This window comes from Actinophytocola sp. (genome assembly GCF_049647105.1).
Taxonomy (GTDB): Bacteria; Actinomycetota; Actinomycetes; order Mycobacteriales; family Pseudonocardiaceae; genus Actinophytocola.
Map to the genome: position 1 here is coordinate 61,726 of NZ_JBARWZ010000328.1, position 17,162 is coordinate 78,887.

Here is a 17,162-nt window from a genome sequence, read left to right on the forward strand (position 1 = left end):
CTTCAGAACCCGCGAGTCCACGGTTCAGAACCCGCGAGTCCACGGTTCAGAACCCGCGAGTCCACGGTTGGGGACCAGCGAGTCGGCGGTTGGGGACCAGCGAGTCGGGGGGTGGGGGACCCGTCAGTCGGTGGTCGCGCCTATCGGTGTTAGACCCGAATCGCCAACTCGGCGGTCCCGAATCGAAGACTCGCGGGTCCCCAACCGTGGACTCGCGGGTTCCGAACCGTGGACTCGCGGGTTCCGAACCCCCGACTCGCGGGTCCCCAACCGTGGACTCGCGGGTTTGGGTGGGGTGTTTGGGGGTTAGATTTGGGCGCCGTCGTCTCGGGGGCCGGGGTTCTTGGGGGTTTGGTGGGCTCTTAGTAGGAGCATGCCGCCGCCGGAGGTGATCGACAGTAGGGCGATCGGGGTGGCCAGGCGGGGGTCCAGGCCGACCAGGGACGGGATGATCAGCAGGACCACGCCGACCACGATCAGTACCAGGGCCACGATCGTCATCGGGCGCAGCTTCGGTAGGGGTGGTGGCTCCGGGGGGACGTAGTGCTCCTCCTCGGTGCCCCACGACCAGTCCCAGTCGGCGTTGTGGCCGCGCCACGCCTGTGAGGGCTCGACCGGACGGGTCACCGTCGGGGTGGGAGCCGTCGGTGGGTCCGGTTCGTCCGGTGGGTCGGAGACGTCCGGCATCGTCCGGCCGACGCCCTCACGTTCCAGATCCGCCACGATCTCCGCGAACGCGGCATCCACGTCGTCAGGCCGGTCCGACACCCAGGCCTCCTCGGTTCGCGAGCCAGCGGGCAGGTGCTGACGCCATGGTCGCACGAAGTGGGCCAACCATGGCGGGATCCCTCCTCCATGTTTACTCGTTGGGTACCGTGGGTTGTCCGGGAGAGTTAGTCCTGTTACATGTTCCGACATTCGGGTGGCGAAGCATTGTGTGCGTCCGTCACCCTTCGTACGCTCGACAAACGGCGGATGCCGCGGCGAAAGGGAGGCACGGGACCGGTGCTGTACTTCTGGATGAAGTGGGTGTTCCTGGGGCCGGTGCTCAGACTCTTCTTCCGCCCCCAGGTCGAGGGCGGCGAGAACATCCCGGCCGAGGGCGGCGCGCTGCTCGCCAGCAACCACCTCGCCGTCGCGGACTCGTTCTTCCTCCCGCTGATGCTCTCCCGGCGCGTCACCTTCCCGGCCAAGCTCGAGTACTTCACCCAGCCCGGCATCAAGGGCCGGCTCAAGAAGTGGTTCTTCACCGGTATGGGCCAGATCCCGATCGACCGGTCCGGCGGCGCCGCCGCGCAGGCCGCGCTCGACACCGGCATCCGGCTGCTGCGTGAGGGCCACCTGCTCGGCATCTACCCCGAGGGCACCCGTTCGCCGGACGGCCGCCTCTACAAGGGCAAGACCGGCCTCGCCCGCATGGTGCTCGAGTCCCGCGTCCCGGTCGTCCCGGTCGCGATGTTCGGCACGGACAAGGCCAACCCCATCGGCTCGAAGATGTGGCGGCCGCACAAGATCCGCATCAAGATCGGCAAGCCGCTCGACTTCTCGCGGTACGAGGGCCTCGCCGGCGACCGGTTCGTCGAGCGGTCCATCACCGACGAGATCATGTACGCGCTGATGGAGCTGTCCGGCCAGGAGTACGTGGACATCTACGCGGCGAAGGCCAAGGAGCTGCTGGCCGCCGAGGAGAGCGGTGCGCCAGCCGCCCTGCCGACGCAGGAGCGCCGCGGCGTCCGCGATGCCGACCGGATCCCCGAGACCGAAGCGGGCTGACCCACCACTAACCTCGCTGGGTGCGGTTCTTCTATGACACCGAATTCATCGAGGACGGATCGACCATCGAACTGGTGTCGATCGGTGTCGTCGACGAGCATGGCCGGGAGTTCTACGCCGTCTCGACCGAGTTCGACCCCGGCCGGGCGGGCCCGTGGGTCCGGGACAACGTGCTCGACAAGCTGCCGTCGCCCGCCAACCCGGCCTGGTGCGACCGCGGCGCGATCCGCGATCGCCTCATGAAGTTCCTGACCAGGGACCGCGAGCGGGTCGAGCTGTGGGCATGGTTCGCCGCGTACGACCACGTGGCGCTCGCGCAGCTGTGGGGCGACATGCCCGCCCTGCCGCGTGAGCTGCCCCGGTTCACCCGTGAGCTGCGCCAGCGGTGGGAGGACGTGGGCAAACCGTCGCTGCCGCCGCCGCCGAACGACGCGCACGACGCGCTCGCCGACGCCCGCCACAACCTCGCGCGCTGGCGCGTGATCGAGGCGGAACGCGTCAAGAAGGGTTTCCCGGTCGGTTAACCCCCACCACCTTGCTGCACCGATCCAGAGGATGGCACGCTACGGGCTGACAACCCCGTAGAGGACCCCTGCTCCAGGGCGGATGGAGGATCGAGCACATGCGCGTCGGTTTGCTCACAGGTGGCGGTGACTGCCCAGGACTCAACGCGGTCATCCGCGCCGTGGTCCGCAAGGGCATCGAGGCTCACGGTTGGGAGACGATCGGGTTCCGCAACGGCTGGCTCGGCCCCATCGAGGGGCTGACCAAGCCGATCGGGCTCGACGACGTCGAGGACATCCTGACCAGGGGCGGCACGATCCTCGGTTCGTCGCGGACGAACCCGTACAAGGTCGAGGGCGGCGTCGACAGGATCAGGACGACGCTCGCCGAGCACGGTGTGGACGCGCTCATCGCGATCGGCGGCGAGGACACCCTCGGTGTCGCGAAGCGCCTGACCGACGACGGCATCGGCGTGGTCGGTGTGCCGAAGACCATCGACAACGACCTCGGCGCCACCGACTACACGTTCGGCTTCGACACCGCGGTGCACATCGCGACCGAGGCCATCGACCGGCTGCGCACCACCGCCGAGTCGCACCATCGCGCGCTGGTCGTCGAGGTCATGGGCCGCCACGCAGGCTGGATCGCGCTGCACTCGGGCCTCGCGGGCGGCGCGAACGTGATCCTGGTGCCGGAGCGCCAGTTCTCGGTCGACCAGGTCGTCTCCTGGGTCGAGCGCCGATTCGAGCGTGAGTACGCGCCGATCATCGTGGTCGCCGAGGGCGCGCTGCCCGAGGGTGGCAACGAGACGTTGCTGACCGGTGAGAAGGACGCGTTCGGCCACGTCCGGCTCGGTGGCATCGGCACCTGGCTCGCGGAGGAGATCGCGGCGCGGACCGGCAAGGAGTCCCGCGCGGTCGTGCTCGGCCACACCCAGCGCGGTGGCACGCCGACCGCGTACGACCGCGTGCTCGCCACCCGCTTCGGCCTGCACGCCGTCGACGCGGTGCAGGACGGCGACTTCGGTGTGATGGTCGCGCTGCGCGGCACCGACATCGTGCGCGTGAAGCTGTCCGATGCGACGGCCGAGCTGAAGACCGTGCCGCTGGAGCGGTACAAGGAAGCAGAAGTCTTCTTCGGATGACACTGGTCCGCCTCGCCGGCATTCAAAGTGTTGGTATCGACCCAGCGCATCCACGGACCGTGGGTGGTTGGTGGCTGGGTGCCGTCACGTTCCCCTGAGGTAACTGTTCGCCAGGCGCGAGCCTCAGCACAAAGATCCACGGGACAGGTCTTAGTCTTTCCGTATGGACCTTGACGAGCTGTTGTGGTCGGGCGCGGACGCCCAGGCCGCCGCCCTGCGCGACGGCACGGTGGCCGCGCCCGACCTGCTCGAGGCGGTGCTCGCGCGCCTCGACGCGGTCAACCCGGCGCTGAACGCGTTCCGCGTGGTGTACGCCGACCAGGCGCGTGCCCAGGCGGCCGACGCGCAGCGGCGGCTCGACGCGGGGGAGCGCACGCCGCTGCTGGGTGTCCCGGTGGCGGTCAAGGACGACCTTGACGTGGCGGGTGACGTGACCGCCATGGGCGGGCGCCCGCAGTTCCCGCCCGCGGCGGCGGACGCGCCCGCGGTGGCGAGGCTGCGTGCGGCGGGCGCGGTGCTGGTGGGCCACACGAACACGCCGGACCGGTGCCTGTGGCCGTTCACCGAGACGCTCACGAACGGCGCCACCCGCAACCCGTGGCAGCTCGACCACACGCCGGGCGGCTCGTCCGGTGGTTCGGCCGCGGCGGTGGCGGCGGGCGTGGTCGGCGCGGCGACCGGCTCGGACGGCGGCGGCTCGATCCGCGTCCCAGCGAACTTCTGCGGGCTGTTCGGCATGAAGACCACCCGCGACCTGATCAACATGGGTGACGAGGAGCACTGGCACGGCCTCGCCGGGGTCGGCCCGCTCGGCCGCCACGTGGCCGACGCGGCTGCGATGCTGGACGTGATCGCCGACCGGCCGGGCGGCTACCGCCAGGCCGTCGACACCGACCCTGGCCCGCTGCGGATCGCGCTGTCGTGGCGTACCCCGCTGGGGCCCGCTCTCATTGAGCGGCAACGCAAACAGGCCGTCCGGGACACCGCGGACCGGCTGCGCGCGCTCGGGCACACGGTGGTGGTGACCGACCCGCCGCTCGGGATGCGGCCGAGCCCGCAGTTCATCGTGCGCTACCTGCGCGGGGTGGCCGACGACGTCGCGCAGCTGCCGCACCCGGAGTGGCTGGAGCCGCGCACGCGCCGCATCGCCGCGCTGGGCCGCAGGGTGCCGGACAGCACGCTGGCGAAGGCCCGCGCCGCCGAGGCGGGTCTCCACGAGCTGATGGCGGGGTTCTTCGGCGACTACGACGTGATCCTGCAGCCGGGGTGGACCGGGCGGCAGCCGCGCATCGGCCGGTTCCACGGCAGCGGTGCTTCGCACACGCTCGGGGTGGTATCGCAGGCGATCGCGTTCTTCCCGACGTGGAACGTGCTGGGTTATCCGGTGGCGGCGCTGCCGGTGGGCTTCGACGACATCGGGCTGCCGATCGGTGTGCAGCTGGTCGGGCCAGCAGGCGCGGAGGCGACGCTGCTGTCGCTGTCGGGCCAGTACGAGCGGGCGCACCCGTGGACGTCGCGGCGGCCGGTGCTGTAGTCGCGGTTCCAGATACTGGTCGCCAGCGCGGCGGGCACCCTCGTCGTCGCGATGGGCGGCGCGTTCGACGCGGTTCACCCCGCTCACCACGTCCGGCAGCGGCGCGCAGGCGGGTGGACACCCGGCTGCGCGCCCGCCGCGCGGCGGCCCGCCTCCCACATGGTGGGAACCAGGGTGGAACGATCAAGGTCCGCCGCCGTCGGCGTAAACCGGGCTGACGGACGGGGCTACGCTTGTCTCGTGAACTGGACCGTTGACGTGCCGGTGGACACGCTTCCCGAGCTTCCGCCGCTGCCGCCGGCGCTGCGCGACCGCCTCGACAACGCGCTGTCCCGGCCTGCCGCGCAGCAACCCGAATGGCCGGACGCCGAGCAGCTGCACCAGGTGCGCACGCTGCTGGAGAGCGTCCCGCCCATCACCGTCCCCAGCGAGATCGACCGGCTGCGTGACAAGCTCGCCGAGGTCGCCCTCGGTGAGGCGTTCATGCTGCAGGGCGGCGACTGCGCCGAGACCTTCGTCGACAACACCGAGCCCCACATCCGCGGCAACATCCGCACGCTGCTGCAGATGGCCGTCGTCCTGACCTACGGCGCGAGCCTGCCGGTGGTGAAGGTCGGGCGTATCGCCGGGCAGTACGCGAAGCCGCGCTCCAACACCACCGACGCGCTCGGCCTGCCGGTGTACCGCGGCGACATCATCAACTCGCTCGTGCCCAAGCCCGAGGCCCGCGTGCCCGACCCGGGCCGCATGATCCGCGCGTACGCCAACGCGGGTGCCGCGATGAACCTCGTGCGCGCGCTCACCGCGGCGGGCATGGCGGACCTGTCGAAGGTCCACGAGTGGAACAAGGACTTCGTCAGCAACTCGGCCGCCGGAGAGCGGTACGAGGCGCTGGCCACCGAGATCGACCGGGGCCTGCGCTTCATGCAGGCGTGCGGGGTGGAGGACTCCTCCCTGCACAGCACGGAGATCTTCGCGAGCCACGAGGCGCTGCTGCTCGACTACGAGCGCGCGCTGCTGCGCATGGACACCAGGGGGCCCGACCCCCGGCTCTACAACCTGTCGTCGCACTTCCTGTGGATCGGGGAGCGGACCCGCCAGCTCGACGGCGCGCACATCGCGTTCGCGGAGCTGCTGTCCAACCCGATCGGGGTCAAGATCGGCCCGACCACCACGCCGGAGCTGGCCGTCGAGTACGTCGAACGTCTCGACCCGCACAACACGCCGGGCAGGCTCACGCTGATCTCCCGCATGGGCAACGGCAAGGTGCGTGACGCGCTGCCGCCGATCATCGAGAAGGTGGAGGCGTCCGGCCACCGGGTGATCTGGCAGTGCGACCCGATGCACGGCAACACGCACGAGTCGTCCACCGGCTACAAGACCCGCCACTTCGACCGGATCGTCGACGAGGTCCAGGGCTTCTTCGAGGTGCACCGCCGCCTCGGCACCCACCCCGGCGGCATTCACGTCGAGCTGACCGGCGAGGACGTCACCGAGTGCCTCGGCGGCGCGCAGGACATCTCCGACGCCGACCTGGCCGGCCGCTACGAGACCGCGTGCGACCCGCGCCTGAACACCCAGCAGTCCCTCGAGCTGGCGTTCCTGGTCGCGGAGATGCTCCGCAGCTGACCGCTCTGCCGGGCCGTCACAGGCGGCCCGGCAGAAGGAGAACCAGCGTCACCGCGCAAGCTCGTGCAGGGTCGAACAGCCCATGTCACCAGCGTTCCACTTCCTGCGGGTACGCCCATGCGAAGCCTGGGTTTTTCCCTGCCGCGCAGGTCAGGGGATTGCCCAGAGGGTGACCTTCGAGTTGGGCTGAGCCTTGCTGTTGGGCGTCGGGTTCTGGCCGATCACCCGGCCGCCCCCGCCGCCGAGACTCTGGATCTCGACCTGGAACCCGAGCTGCTCAAGGATGACCTTGGCCTCGTCGGCGGTCCGGCCGCCGACGTCGGGCACGAGCACGGAGGTGGACAGGATCACGGTGACGGTCTTGTCATCGCCCTCGACCGTCGTGCCGATCTCCGGGTCGGTGCGGATGACCCGCCCGCCCTCGACCTCCGGCGAGAACTCGGGGGTGCCGTCGACCGGGGTGTAGCCAAGGGCGGAGAGCTCCTGGAACGCCTCGTCGCGCGTCTTGTTGCGCACGTCGGGGATCGGTTTGGGTTCCGGGCCGTTGCTGAGCACGATGACCACGCGCTCGCCGATCTTGAGCTCCGTGCCGGGCGGCGGTGAGACCGAGAGGACCTTGCCCTTCTCGACCTCGTCGTCGTACCGGTTCTGCCCGTCGTCCCGGTCCGGCACCAGGCCCTGCGCGCGGATCCGGTTCTCCGCATCGGCGGCGTCCGCGCCCTCGCGCACCTCGGGCACCTTCGGCCTGCCGAGCGACACGAACACGGTGACCGCGTCGCCGCGCAGCTTCTCCGATCCGGCCTTGGGGTCGGTCCCGATCACCGTGCCGGCCTTGACGTCGTTGTGCCGCTGGGTCTCGAGCTGCGGGTTCAGGTCGTCGTTGCGCAACGCCCGCTCGGCGTCGTCGGTCGGCAGGCCCGCCACGTCCGGCACCGTGCGGTACCGGCCGGAGGTGAACCACCAGGTCGACGTGCCGATGAGCGCGAGCACCAGCACGCCGACGATGCTCCACAGCGCGATCGACCCGCCGCGGCCCTTCGGCGCGGGCGGACGCTGCTGCTGTGGCGGGCGGGTGCGGGGCGGGGGCGGTGGGCCACCGGGCGGCTGCTGGGCCGGGAAGTGGCCGGACACGGGCGGCACGTACTCGGTCGGGGCGCCGCTCGTGCGGTCCATGTCGGTACGCAGCATCGCCCGGGTGCCCTGCGGGCCGATCGGCCGGAAACCGCCGGGCGGCGCCTGCCGCACGATCGTCGCGCCGGACGGGGCGGCGGCTGCGGACACGACCGGGGCGTTCCTGACGGTCCGCTCCGCCTCTGCGACGTCCAGCACGCCAGAGCTGGTGCCGAGCATGGCCGGTGTCACCGGAACCGTGCGGTCGGCGATCGTCGGCGCGGGCACCGGCACCGGGACCCTCGGCGCGCCGATCATCATGCGCAGCTTCTCGACCTCGGCGAGGAACGCGGCGCCGTCCGACGGCCGCGTCGCGATGTCGCGACGGGTGGCGCGGAAGACCAGGTCGTCCAGCTCCGGCGGGATGTTCTTGGCGAGCGCCGACGGGGCGGGCACGTCGTCGTTAACGTGGCGGTAGGCGACGGAGATGGCGTTGTCACCGGTGTAGGGCGCCCCGCCGGTCAGCGCCTCGTACAGGACGATGCCCGCCGAGTACACGTCGCTCGCCGAGGTCGCGTTGCCGGTCGTGACCTGCTCGGGGGAGAGGTAGGCGACCGTGCCGAGGATGACGCTCGCGCTGGTCGTCCCCGCGCTGTGGATGGCTCTGACCAGGCCGAAGTCGCCGACCTTGACCGTGCTGCCGCCCTCGCCGCCGTGCCCGATGAGCACGTTCTCCGGCTTGACGTCGCGGTGCACGAGCCCGGCGCGGTGCGCGGCGGCCAGCGCGCTCAGTACCGGCTCGATGATCGCGAGCGCGGTCGGCACGTCGAGCGCGCCGCGCTCGTTGAGCAGGTCGCGCAGCGTCCCGCCGTCGACGAGTTCCATCACCAGGTAGACGAGATCACCGTTCGGTGACGTGTCGACGCCCTGGTCGTGCACGGCGACCACATTCGGATGATGGATCTTGGCCGCCGAGCGCGCCTCCCGCTCGAAGCGGTCCACGAAGGCACGGTCGTCGGCGAACCGCTCGTCCATCACCTTGATCGCCACACGCCGGTCGAGACGCGTGTCCAGCCCGCGGTACACCGAGGACATGCCACCTCGGGCGAGCAGCGCGTCGACCCGGTACCGCTGCTCCAGCAGCGCACCGATCAAGCCGACTCCCCTTTCATCCACGCTCGTGATGGTACGGAGCCCGGCGTCGCGGCGTGGCGAAGCGGGTCGGTTTTTCAGGTCACGACCGGGTCACACGGGTGAAAAACACTCTGCGCACCACGGGCCCACCTATGGCATCGTTTGCGGTGTGAGTGCGATCCCCTCCGCCAACGACATGCTGGGCCCCGAGGTCGAGGTACTACCGCTGCCGGATGTGGCTGACCGGCTGGGCCTGCCGGTCACCAAGGTGCGACAGGCATTGCGGGACGGTCAGCTGCTGGCGGTCCGCAGAGACGGGGTGCTGTGCGTGCCTGCCCCGTTCCTCACCGCCGACGGCCAGATCGTCAAGGGTCTCCCCGGCACGATCACCGTCCTCGCGGACGCCGGCTTCACCCCGGACGACATGCTGCGCTGGCTCTTCGAGCCGGACGACACGCTGCCGGGAGGCACCCCGGTCGGCGCGCTGCACGCGACGGGTGGCCGCGAGGTGAAACGGCGAGCTCAGGCACTGGCCTTCTGAGCCGTCCGCACACGCTGCTCGGCCTCGATGGCGCGGCGCAGCCTTAGCTGCTCCGCGTCCGTACCGACGTGCACGAACCCGGCCAGGAACATCACCCGCGCGAGCATCCGGCCACCGAGGGTCGGTGCCGCCCGCCGCCGGAGCCTGCGTGCCACGCCTGCCGTCCGCACGGGTGCGATCCGGCCACCTGCCGCAGCGGCGAGCACCATGACGGCGAGCAGTGCCCCGGCCCACCCGAGCGCGGCAGGCCCGACGCCGGGTGACCACCCGGTCGCGGCCACGAACGCGGCGGCGGCCGCCAGCACGCCGGTGCGGGCCAGCTCGGCGCCACCGGCGGGGCCTTCGGTCATGGACGCCCAGCAGCCGCACGACGAGCCCCGCCGCACGGCCGCCACCACGAACCCGGTGAACCCGAGGAACGTGACGGCGAGCGCCGCGCCGGCCACCTGGCCGCCGACGAGCACGACCGCGGCCGCGAGTAGCAGCTCCCATGCGCCGAGCAGCCGCCCCCAGCGCCGCAGCACGTGCGCGGGGCGCGGCCCGAAGACGCGCCGGAGCGCCCCGGCAACGTGACCGGGGCGCCACAGCTTGGGTACGCCGGCGCTGACCAGCAACGCGGCCAGCGCGAGCGCGAACCCCTGCGACACGGCTGGTGTCACAACTGGTCGTAACAGTCCATGATCACGGCCATGATCACGCCGAGCCCGGCACCAGCGGCGACCGCCGCGATCGCCTCGGCGGCGGCGATACCGACCGCGGCCAGTGCGGCCTCCAGGTAGACGCCGCCCCACCTGGCGGACGCGATCAGCATCGCCTTGACGTCCTGCGGCAGCGCCCGCCACAGCCCGGCGATCTCCTTGACGCCGTCCTCGCCGATCTCGGCGAGGATCTCGCCGTCCCGGCCTGCGCACGTGGTGAAGTCATCCCACGACATGGTTCAGCTCCCCTTCGTCACGCGGTCTGTTCGAGTGCCTGGTTGGTCGCCATCAGCGACTCGTGCAACGTCATGTCGGTGCCAGAGAACGCGGTGATCAGCGGGTCTCCCTCGGACACGACCCCGACCTCCGGGTCGGTCAGCAGCGTGTCGGCGCCCTGCTTGGACAGGGCGTCCACGATCGCCTTGGCGTTCTCGTCCAGGCCCTCGTACCAGTTGGAGACGTGCGCGGCGACCTGCTGGATGTAGCCGGGGTCGGCGGCCTCCGGTGCGAGGTTGATGCCCTGACCCGCGAGCGCGCCGACGAGCGCGTCGGCACCGCCACCCGCGCCACCGCCCGCGCCGTCACCGGCGGGCTGCCACTGGCTGCCGTCCCACTGCCACTTGCCGTCCTCGCTGAGCTGGCCGACCTCGGTCGACTGCTCGCCTCCTTCGGGGACCGGCTGCCAGTCGGCGCCGTCCCACCAATACTTGCCGTCTTCGGAGAGCTGAGCTCCGTCTGGCACCGTCATCGAACTTCCTCCCGCGCCGACCGGCCACTGCGTCCGTGGCCTTACCAGGGAGGATGGCCGGTGGGAGTCCCGGCAGGACAGTCGTGCAGGACCGGGTTAACGGGAACCGCGCGCCACCCGAAAGGGCAGCCCCCGGACGAGCGCGGGGGCCGCGATCCGCAGCCGCCGGTGCGTCGGCACCACGACACGGCGGCCGAGCACGTCGTAGCCGGCGTCGGCGATCTCGTCGAGGATGCCGCGGTACATGGCGGTCGCCGCGGCCATGCACGGCCGTGACCTCGGCGCGAGCAGTGCGATGCCCGGCTCGGCCCGCCGGTAGACGGCCTGGGTGTAGGACACGAGGTGGGCGAACGCCCGCCGGACCGGCCGATCCGTGCGGCCCGTGCGGTACGCCCGTTCCAGCATGGCGCGGTCCACGCCGAACGCCGCGAGCTCGTCGCCGGGCAGGTACAGGCGGCCGCGGTCGAGGTCCTCTCCGACATCGCGCAGGAAGTTGGTCAGCTGGAACGCCTCACCGAGCGCCGCCGCGTACGGTGCCGCCTCCGCCCGGGGGCCTGACGTGCCGAGCACCGGCAGCATCTGCAGCCCGATCACCCCGGCGGAGCCGTGGGTGTACTCGGCGAGGTCGGCGAACGTGGCGTAGCCGGTGACCGTCAGGTCCATCCGCATGGACGCGAGGAACTCGGTGAACAGTGCCTCGTCGATGTCGTGCCGCCGCACGGTGTCGGTGAGCGCGAGCAGCACCGGGTGTGGCGCAGGCGCGCCCGCGAACGCCTCGGCCATGGCCTTCTCGAGGGTGTTCAGCGCCTGCGCCGGGTCGCCGGGCGTGACCGCGTTGTCCACGATCTCGTCCGCGAGCCGCGCGAAGCCGTACAGGGCGTGTACCGACGGCCTGCTCTCGGCGGGCAGCAGGCGGGTGGCGAGGAAGTACGTGCGCCCGTAGCGTGCGTTGATCCGGCGGCACGCCCGGTAGGCCTCGTCCAGTGTCATGTCGCGGTCAGTGGGTCACTTCGGGCAGCTCACCCACTGGCCTGCCGGGCACGCGCCCTTCTCCTGCTTGTACGTGGCGACCAGCTGGGTCGCGAGCGCGAAGGCCGACACCGGGTTCTCCGCGGTGGTGACGAGCGAGGAGGTGCACACCGACCTGGTGGTGCCGAGGCAGCCGCGCAGCTGCACCTTCGCCTGGTCGCGCCAGTAGCGGGCGGCCACGACGCCGTACTTCCACACACCGCCCGCGAAGCTGATCTTGTAGACCGCGTGCCCCTTCTCCCCGTCCGTGGCGGCCTTGGCGTCGGCGGGCTTGGCGGCGCCGCGTTCCTGCAGCGGCGCGGCGTCCGGCGGGTCGGCGAGCGCGAGCGCGGTCCACACCGCGCCGTACGGGTGGCTGCCGGGCACCGTGTTGGCGCGCTGGTGGAAGCTCACCCATTCGGGGGTGGTGATCGCGCAGCTCATCGTGGCCGACGCGCCGGGCTGGACCGGGCCGACGGTCTGTTCACAGCTGCCAAGCGGCGCGTTGTCGCCCGTCCAGTCGACCTTCAGGTGCACCTTCACTGCCTTCTTCGACGGGTTGGTGACGTCGACGAACAGCGTGCAGCTCGGCGGGCCGCAGGCCTCGAACCGGTTGCCGCCCTGGGTGATCGTGGTGAGCGCGTCGACCGAGGTGACCAGCTCGTTCTTCGCCTGGGCCGCGAGGTCGGAGTAGATCTTGTTGATGGTCGAGGACACGTCGGTGACCGCGACAACGAGGTTGATCGCCTTGGTGTTCTCCGCGCTGCCGATCTCGTCGAGCGCGATCGCGACGACGCCGTGCGGCGCGTCCTTCGCGAGGTAGACCTTGCCGCCGTCGACGGGGATCTCGAGGCCCTCGACGGTGCCCGCGGCGGTGGTCGTGGCAGGCAGGCCGTCGTCGGCGCCCTCGGTCACCTTGCCCGCGGTCTGGCTGACCAGGGCCGGGGTGAGGATGTCGGCGAACTCGATGCCGAGCAGCACGGTCGGCAGCTTCACCCAGCGGTTGCCGAGCGCGGTGCCGTCCCCGGAGCTGACGCCGAAACGGGCGGCCATCGCGGCCCAGAACTCGGGTGCGCCCTTGAGGTACAGCGTCTTGTCGAGCACCACGATCGTCGCGCCGAGCTTGTCGACGGTGATGCTGCCGAACACCTCGCTGGTGCTGGTGGCGGTCACGTCGACGGTGAAGTCGGAGCCGTCGGAGGCCTTGAACGCGCCCTGGTAGCGGGTGGCGGCGGACTCCGCGAAGCTCGTGAGCGCGGCCGCGGTCGCCTCGGCCGTGGTGAGCGGTCCGATGTCGACCCCCGTCGGCGCGCCGCCGACCGCGTTCGTGCACGCGGTCAGCCCGAGTGCGGCCGCCAGGAACAGAGGCACCAGCCGGCGCGGCTTCCGAGTCATCGTTCTCCCCGTCCATGGCGCGCGCTGTGGTCTGATCGGCGCAGTCCCGAGAGGAGTATCCCAACTCATCTGGCGGCGGCGCGGGGGGATGAGCTGACGTGTCGGCCGCGTCGTGCGCCCGTTACGCGCTGTGCGGCGAGCCTGCCGGAGATGACGACCGGTGGGATACCGACGCCTGGCGTGGTTCCGCAGCCCGCGAGCACGGCGTTAGCCACACCGTGGACCAGATTGCGCGGCCGGAACGGGCCGGTCTGCGCCAACGTGTGCGCGAGCGAGAACGGCGTGCCCGCGGCGAGTCCGGCCGCGGCCCAGTCTGCCGGGGTGACCAGCCGCTCCACCTCGACCGCGTCGTCGAACCCGGTGAGGCCGCGGGCCGCGAGCACCTGGCCGAGCTCCGCCCGGTAGGCGGGCCCGACCCGGTCCCAGTCGATGCCGCCACGCACCAGGTTCGGGCACGGCGCGAGCACCGACAGCACCTCGCGGCCTGCGGGCGCGAGGCCCTTCTCGGTCGCGGTCGGGCGCGTGACCAGCAGCGACGGGTCGCTCATGAGCCTGCCGCGGCGCAGGATCTCGTCGAAGGTGCGGTCCCAGTGCGCGCCGAAGAACACCGTGTGGTGTGCGAGTGCAGGCCACGTGCGGGTCACGCCCGCGTGCAGCACCACGGCCGACGGTGACCAGCGCGGCCGCAGCGGCCTGCGTGGCGTGACGCCCAGCAGCCGGTAGCTGACCGGCAGGTCGGGGGTGAGCACGACCGCGTCGCACGGGATCCGCTCGCCGTGTGTGGTGCGGACGGCCGTGATCCGGTCACCGGTGCGTTCCAGCCATGCCGCGCCAGTGCCGGTCCGCACCGACCCGCCCGCGTCCGTCGCCGCCGAGGCCATGGCCTCGGCCACCGCACCGATCCCGCCGCGCGGGAACCACACACCCGCGACGGTGTCCATGTAGGCGATCACGGCGTACGCGGCGAGTGCCTCTGCGGGCGCGAGGCCCGCGTACAGCGACTGGAACGAGAACAGCCGCCGCAGCCGCTCGTCGGACAGGAACCGCCCGATCCTCGGGCCGAGCCTGCCGAACCCGCCCATCGCGGCCAGGTGCGCGAGCTTCGGGCCGAGCAGGTCGAGCGGGGAGTCGAAGTTGGCGCCGATGAACTGCTCGCGCTGCACCCGGTACAGGTCGGTGAGCCAGGTGCGCAGCCGCAGGTAGCCCGCCGCCTCGCGCGGCCCGGCCACGCGGCGGACCTCGGCCGCCATCGCGTCGGCGTCGGTGTGCACGGAGATCGTGGAGCCGTCGGCGAAGTGCGCCCGGTATGCGGGCTCCAGCCGGGTCAGTTCGACCCGTTCCGCCATCGAAGAGCCCACCGCCGAGAACGCCTCGTCCAGCAGGTCCGGCATGGTGAGCACCGAGGCGCCGGTGTCGATGCGGTAGTCACCGAGCCGGTCGGCACCCGCCCGCCCGCCGACCCTCGGTGCCGACTCCAGGACGGTGACCTCGCGGCCTGCGCCGAGCAGGTGCAGTGCGGCCGAGAGGCCGGCGAGACCGGCGCCGACCACGACCACCCGGTCGGTCCGCCCCGGCAGCGAACGCATTCAGCGGTCCCGCCGGGTCGCGGCGACCGCGAGGTCCGCGAGCCGGGTGCGGCCCGGCTCGGCGAGGCCGGACGCGTCGAGCGCGGCCAGCCCCGACTCCGTGAGCTTCTCGATCCGCCGCTCCAGCTCGTCGACCGCGCCGACCTCGACCAGCAGGTCCCGCACGCGCTGGATGGTCTCCTGCGTGAGGCCGGGGTCGCCGAGCGCGCCGCGCAGCAGGTCCGCGTCGGCGTGCCTGCCCGCCTCGTCCGCGTAGCGGAGCCCCAGCGACACGAGCAGCGTCCGCTTGCCCTCGCGCAGGTCGTCGCCCGCCGGTTTGCCGGTCACCTCGGTGTCGCCGTACACGCCGAGCAGGTCGTCGCGCAACTGGAACGCGACGCCGATGTCGGTGCCGAACGCGCGGACCGCGGCGACCGTGTCCCCGTCGACCCCCGCGAGCGCGATCCCCAGGTGCAGCGGCCGCTCCACCGTGTAGGCGGCGGTCTTCAGCCGCGCGACGCCGAGCGCGCGCTCCTCGGACTCGTCGCCCTCGGCCTGTGCGAGCACGTCGAGGTACTGGCCCGCGAACATCTCCGACCGCATGGCGAGCCACGGCTCCCGCGCGGCGGCCCGCATCTGTTCGGACAGCGGCGCGCCGGTGAACATGTCGTCCGCCCACGCGAGCGCCAGGTCGCCGAGCAGGACGGCGGCGGCCATGCCGAACCGTTCCGGCGCGCCGAGCCAGCCGCCCGCGCGGTGCGCCTCGGTGAACCGGACGTGCACGGTCGGATGGCCCCTGCGCAGTTCCGAGGCGTCCATGAGGTCGTCGTGGACCAGCGCGCACGTCTGGATCAGCTCCAGCGCGCTGACCGCCGTGAGCACGGCCTGTGCCCGCTCCCCGGTCGCCTCCCCGCCCGCGGCGCGCCAGCCCCACCACGCGAACGTCGGACGGATCCGCTTGCCGCCGCGGAGCGCGAAGTCGGACAGGGTGTCGACGGCGGTCGCGAACATCTGCGCCTGCTCCGGCAGACCGGCGCGGCGATCGGCGAGATAGCGGCGGAGGACGGTCTCGACGTGGCTGTGCACGGCGCCGTCGATGTCCTCTTCTACGCGCTCGGGAGTCACGCTGACATGGTGCGTGGTCGGGTTCCGGGGTGCGCTGCCGGGGGTGGGTGTCGAGTGAATGTGTAGGACGGGTCACTACCCTGGGTACATGACTTCGGTGGTGACCCGCATTCCCGGTGGCCGGCCGGTGTTCTCCGTCGAGTTCATGCCGCCGAGGGACGACGCGGACGAACTCCGGCTGTGGAACGCGATCCGGTCGCTGGAAGGCCTTGACCCCGCGTTCGTGTCGGTGACCTACGGCGCGGGCGGGTCCAGCCGTGACCGCACCATCCGCACCACGGGCCGGGTCGTGACCGAGACCACGCTGGTGTCGATGGCCCACCTGACCGCGGTTGACCACTCGGTGGCCGAGCTACGCAACGTCATCGGCTGGTACGCCTCGCTCGGCATCCGCAACGTGCTCGCGCTGCGTGGCGACCCGCCCGGCGACCCCAACGGCGAGTGGGTCAAGCACCCCGACGGCCTCTCCTACGCCGAGGAGCTGGTGAGCCTCGTCCGTTCGCTCGGCGATTTCTGCGTCGGGGTCTCGGCGTTCCCGTACGGTCACCCGCGCTCAGCCGACCTGGACGAGGACACGACCTACCTCGTCCGCAAGCTCCGCGCGGGCGCCGACTTCGCCATCGCGCAGCTGTTCTTCGAGGCCGACGACTTCCTGCGGCTGCGGGACCGGGTCGCCGCGGCGGGCTGCGAGGCGCTGATGCTGCCGGGCGTGATGCCGCTGACCACGCCGAAGATCCTGAGCAAGACGGTGGAGCTGTCCGGCGCCGACGTGCCCGCGTCGCTGGCCGCGCGCCTCGACCCGTTGGCCGGTGACCCGAAGGCCTTCCGCGAGGAGGGCATGAACGTCACGACGGAGCTGTGCGAGCGGCTGCTGGCGGAGGGCGTGCCGAGCCTGCACTTCTACACGTTCAACCGGTCCAAGGCGACGAAGGAGATCGTGGTCGACCGCCTCGGCCTGGCCCCTGGCCGCCCAAGGCTGCGCTCAGTCGGCTGAACGAGGCGGTTGAACACAGCCTCCCGCTGATCAACCGCACCCCAGGGGGACGTGACGGCGCCCAGCCACAAACCACCTGCTGTCCGTGCCGTCGCTGGGTCGGGACCAGCACGTTGAAATACCGGGGAGGCGACTAGTGGCCCGGCCCAGAACGTTCACCATGTCTCGACCCGCCCACGACGCGCCTGGACGGGTTGCCGGAACGGCCGAGTACACCCAGTACGAGCGCCGTCCCGTCGCCCCGCCCAGCCACGCCGTGG

Annotated in this window: 16 protein-coding genes; 7 read left to right on the forward strand and 9 right to left on the reverse strand. The window is 71.7% G+C overall.

The window, feature by feature from the left end; all coding sequences use genetic code 11:
• Positions 1-306 precede the first annotated feature (306 nt).
• Positions 307-768: a hypothetical protein gene (locus WBA97_RS40385; RefSeq protein ID WP_424236587.1), complete on the reverse strand. Its 462-nt coding sequence runs from the start codon at positions 766-768 to the stop codon at positions 307-309.
• A gap of 237 nt (positions 769-1,005) precedes the next feature.
• Here WBA97_RS40385 and WBA97_RS40390 point away from each other — a divergent pair, with 237 nt between their 5' ends.
• The 5 genes from WBA97_RS40390 (at position 1,006) to WBA97_RS40410 (ending at position 6,584) form a co-directional block, all read left to right on the forward strand.
• Positions 1,006-1,773, forward strand: coding sequence for a lysophospholipid acyltransferase family protein (locus WBA97_RS40390; RefSeq protein ID WP_424236589.1), 768 nt, complete (start codon positions 1,006-1,008; stop codon positions 1,771-1,773).
• Positions 1,774-1,793: 20 nt separating this feature from the next.
• Positions 1,794-2,297 (forward strand): polyadenylate-specific 3'-exoribonuclease AS, encoded by a 504-nt coding sequence (locus WBA97_RS40395; protein WP_424236591.1) that lies wholly within the window; start codon positions 1,794-1,796, stop codon positions 2,295-2,297.
• Between the two features lie 98 nt (positions 2,298-2,395).
• Positions 2,396-3,421, forward strand: coding sequence for a 6-phosphofructokinase (locus WBA97_RS40400; protein ID WP_424236593.1), 1,026 nt, complete (start codon positions 2,396-2,398; stop codon positions 3,419-3,421).
• 163 nt (positions 3,422-3,584) lie between these two features.
• The gene (locus WBA97_RS40405; RefSeq protein WP_424236595.1) at positions 3,585-4,955 is read left to right on the forward strand and encodes an amidase family protein; all 1,371 of its coding nucleotides are present in this window, start codon (positions 3,585-3,587) and stop codon (positions 4,953-4,955) included.
• Between the two features lie 240 nt (positions 4,956-5,195).
• Positions 5,196-6,584 carry a class II 3-deoxy-7-phosphoheptulonate synthase gene (locus WBA97_RS40410; protein WP_424236597.1) on the forward strand — a complete coding sequence of 463 codons (1,389 nt, stop codon included), beginning with the start codon at positions 5,196-5,198 and terminating at the stop codon, positions 6,582-6,584.
• 150 nt (positions 6,585-6,734) lie between these two features.
• On the opposite strand, the gene WBA97_RS40415 is transcribed toward WBA97_RS40410, so the two are convergent.
• The gene (locus WBA97_RS40415; RefSeq protein ID WP_424236599.1) at positions 6,735-8,870 is read right to left on the reverse strand and encodes a PASTA domain-containing protein; all 2,136 of its coding nucleotides are present in this window, start codon (positions 8,868-8,870) and stop codon (positions 6,735-6,737) included.
• A gap of 127 nt (positions 8,871-8,997) precedes the next feature.
• Here WBA97_RS40415 and WBA97_RS40420 point away from each other — a divergent pair, with 127 nt between their 5' ends.
• Positions 8,998-9,369 (forward strand): Rv2175c family DNA-binding protein, encoded by a 372-nt coding sequence (locus tag WBA97_RS40420; protein WP_424236601.1) that lies wholly within the window; start codon positions 8,998-9,000, stop codon positions 9,367-9,369.
• Here WBA97_RS40420 and WBA97_RS40425 read toward each other — a convergent pair.
• The 7 genes from WBA97_RS40425 to WBA97_RS40455 all read right to left on the reverse strand — a co-directional run bounded on the left by WBA97_RS40425 (position 9,351) and on the right by WBA97_RS40455 (position 15,908).
• Positions 9,351-10,028, reverse strand: coding sequence for a MauE/DoxX family redox-associated membrane protein (locus WBA97_RS40425; RefSeq protein WP_424236603.1), 678 nt, complete (start codon positions 10,026-10,028; stop codon positions 9,351-9,353). The two genes, WBA97_RS40420 and WBA97_RS40425, sit on opposite strands and share 19 nt — an antisense overlap.
• Complete coding sequence (locus tag WBA97_RS40430) at positions 10,025-10,303, reverse strand: hypothetical protein (protein ID WP_424236604.1); 279 nt, start codon at positions 10,301-10,303, stop codon at positions 10,025-10,027. Before WBA97_RS40430 ends, WBA97_RS40425 begins: the two co-directional genes overlap by 4 nt.
• A 17-nt stretch (positions 10,304-10,320) precedes the next feature.
• Positions 10,321-10,815 (reverse strand): hypothetical protein, encoded by a 495-nt coding sequence (locus WBA97_RS40435; protein ID WP_424236605.1) that lies wholly within the window; start codon positions 10,813-10,815, stop codon positions 10,321-10,323.
• 96 nt (positions 10,816-10,911) lie between these two features.
• Positions 10,912-11,805, reverse strand: a complete 894-nt coding sequence (locus tag WBA97_RS40440; RefSeq protein ID WP_424236606.1) for a phytoene/squalene synthase family protein — start codon at positions 11,803-11,805, stop codon at positions 10,912-10,914.
• Between the two features lie 15 nt (positions 11,806-11,820).
• Entirely contained in the window at positions 11,821-13,218 is a 1,398-nt protein-coding gene (locus tag WBA97_RS40445; RefSeq protein WP_424236607.1) for a hypothetical protein, read from the reverse strand.
• Between the two features lie 65 nt (positions 13,219-13,283).
• Complete coding sequence (crtI, locus tag WBA97_RS40450; protein WP_424236608.1) at positions 13,284-14,804, reverse strand: phytoene desaturase family protein; 1,521 nt, start codon at positions 14,802-14,804, stop codon at positions 13,284-13,286.
• Positions 14,805-15,908 (reverse strand): polyprenyl synthetase family protein, encoded by a 1,104-nt coding sequence (locus tag WBA97_RS40455; protein WP_424236609.1) that lies wholly within the window; start codon positions 15,906-15,908, stop codon positions 14,805-14,807.
• Between the two features lie 88 nt (positions 15,909-15,996).
• Here WBA97_RS40455 and WBA97_RS40460 point away from each other — a divergent pair, with 88 nt between their 5' ends.
• Positions 15,997-16,902, forward strand: coding sequence for a methylenetetrahydrofolate reductase (locus WBA97_RS40460; protein ID WP_424236610.1), 906 nt, complete (start codon positions 15,997-15,999; stop codon positions 16,900-16,902).
• Positions 16,903-17,162: the final 260 nt, after the last annotated feature.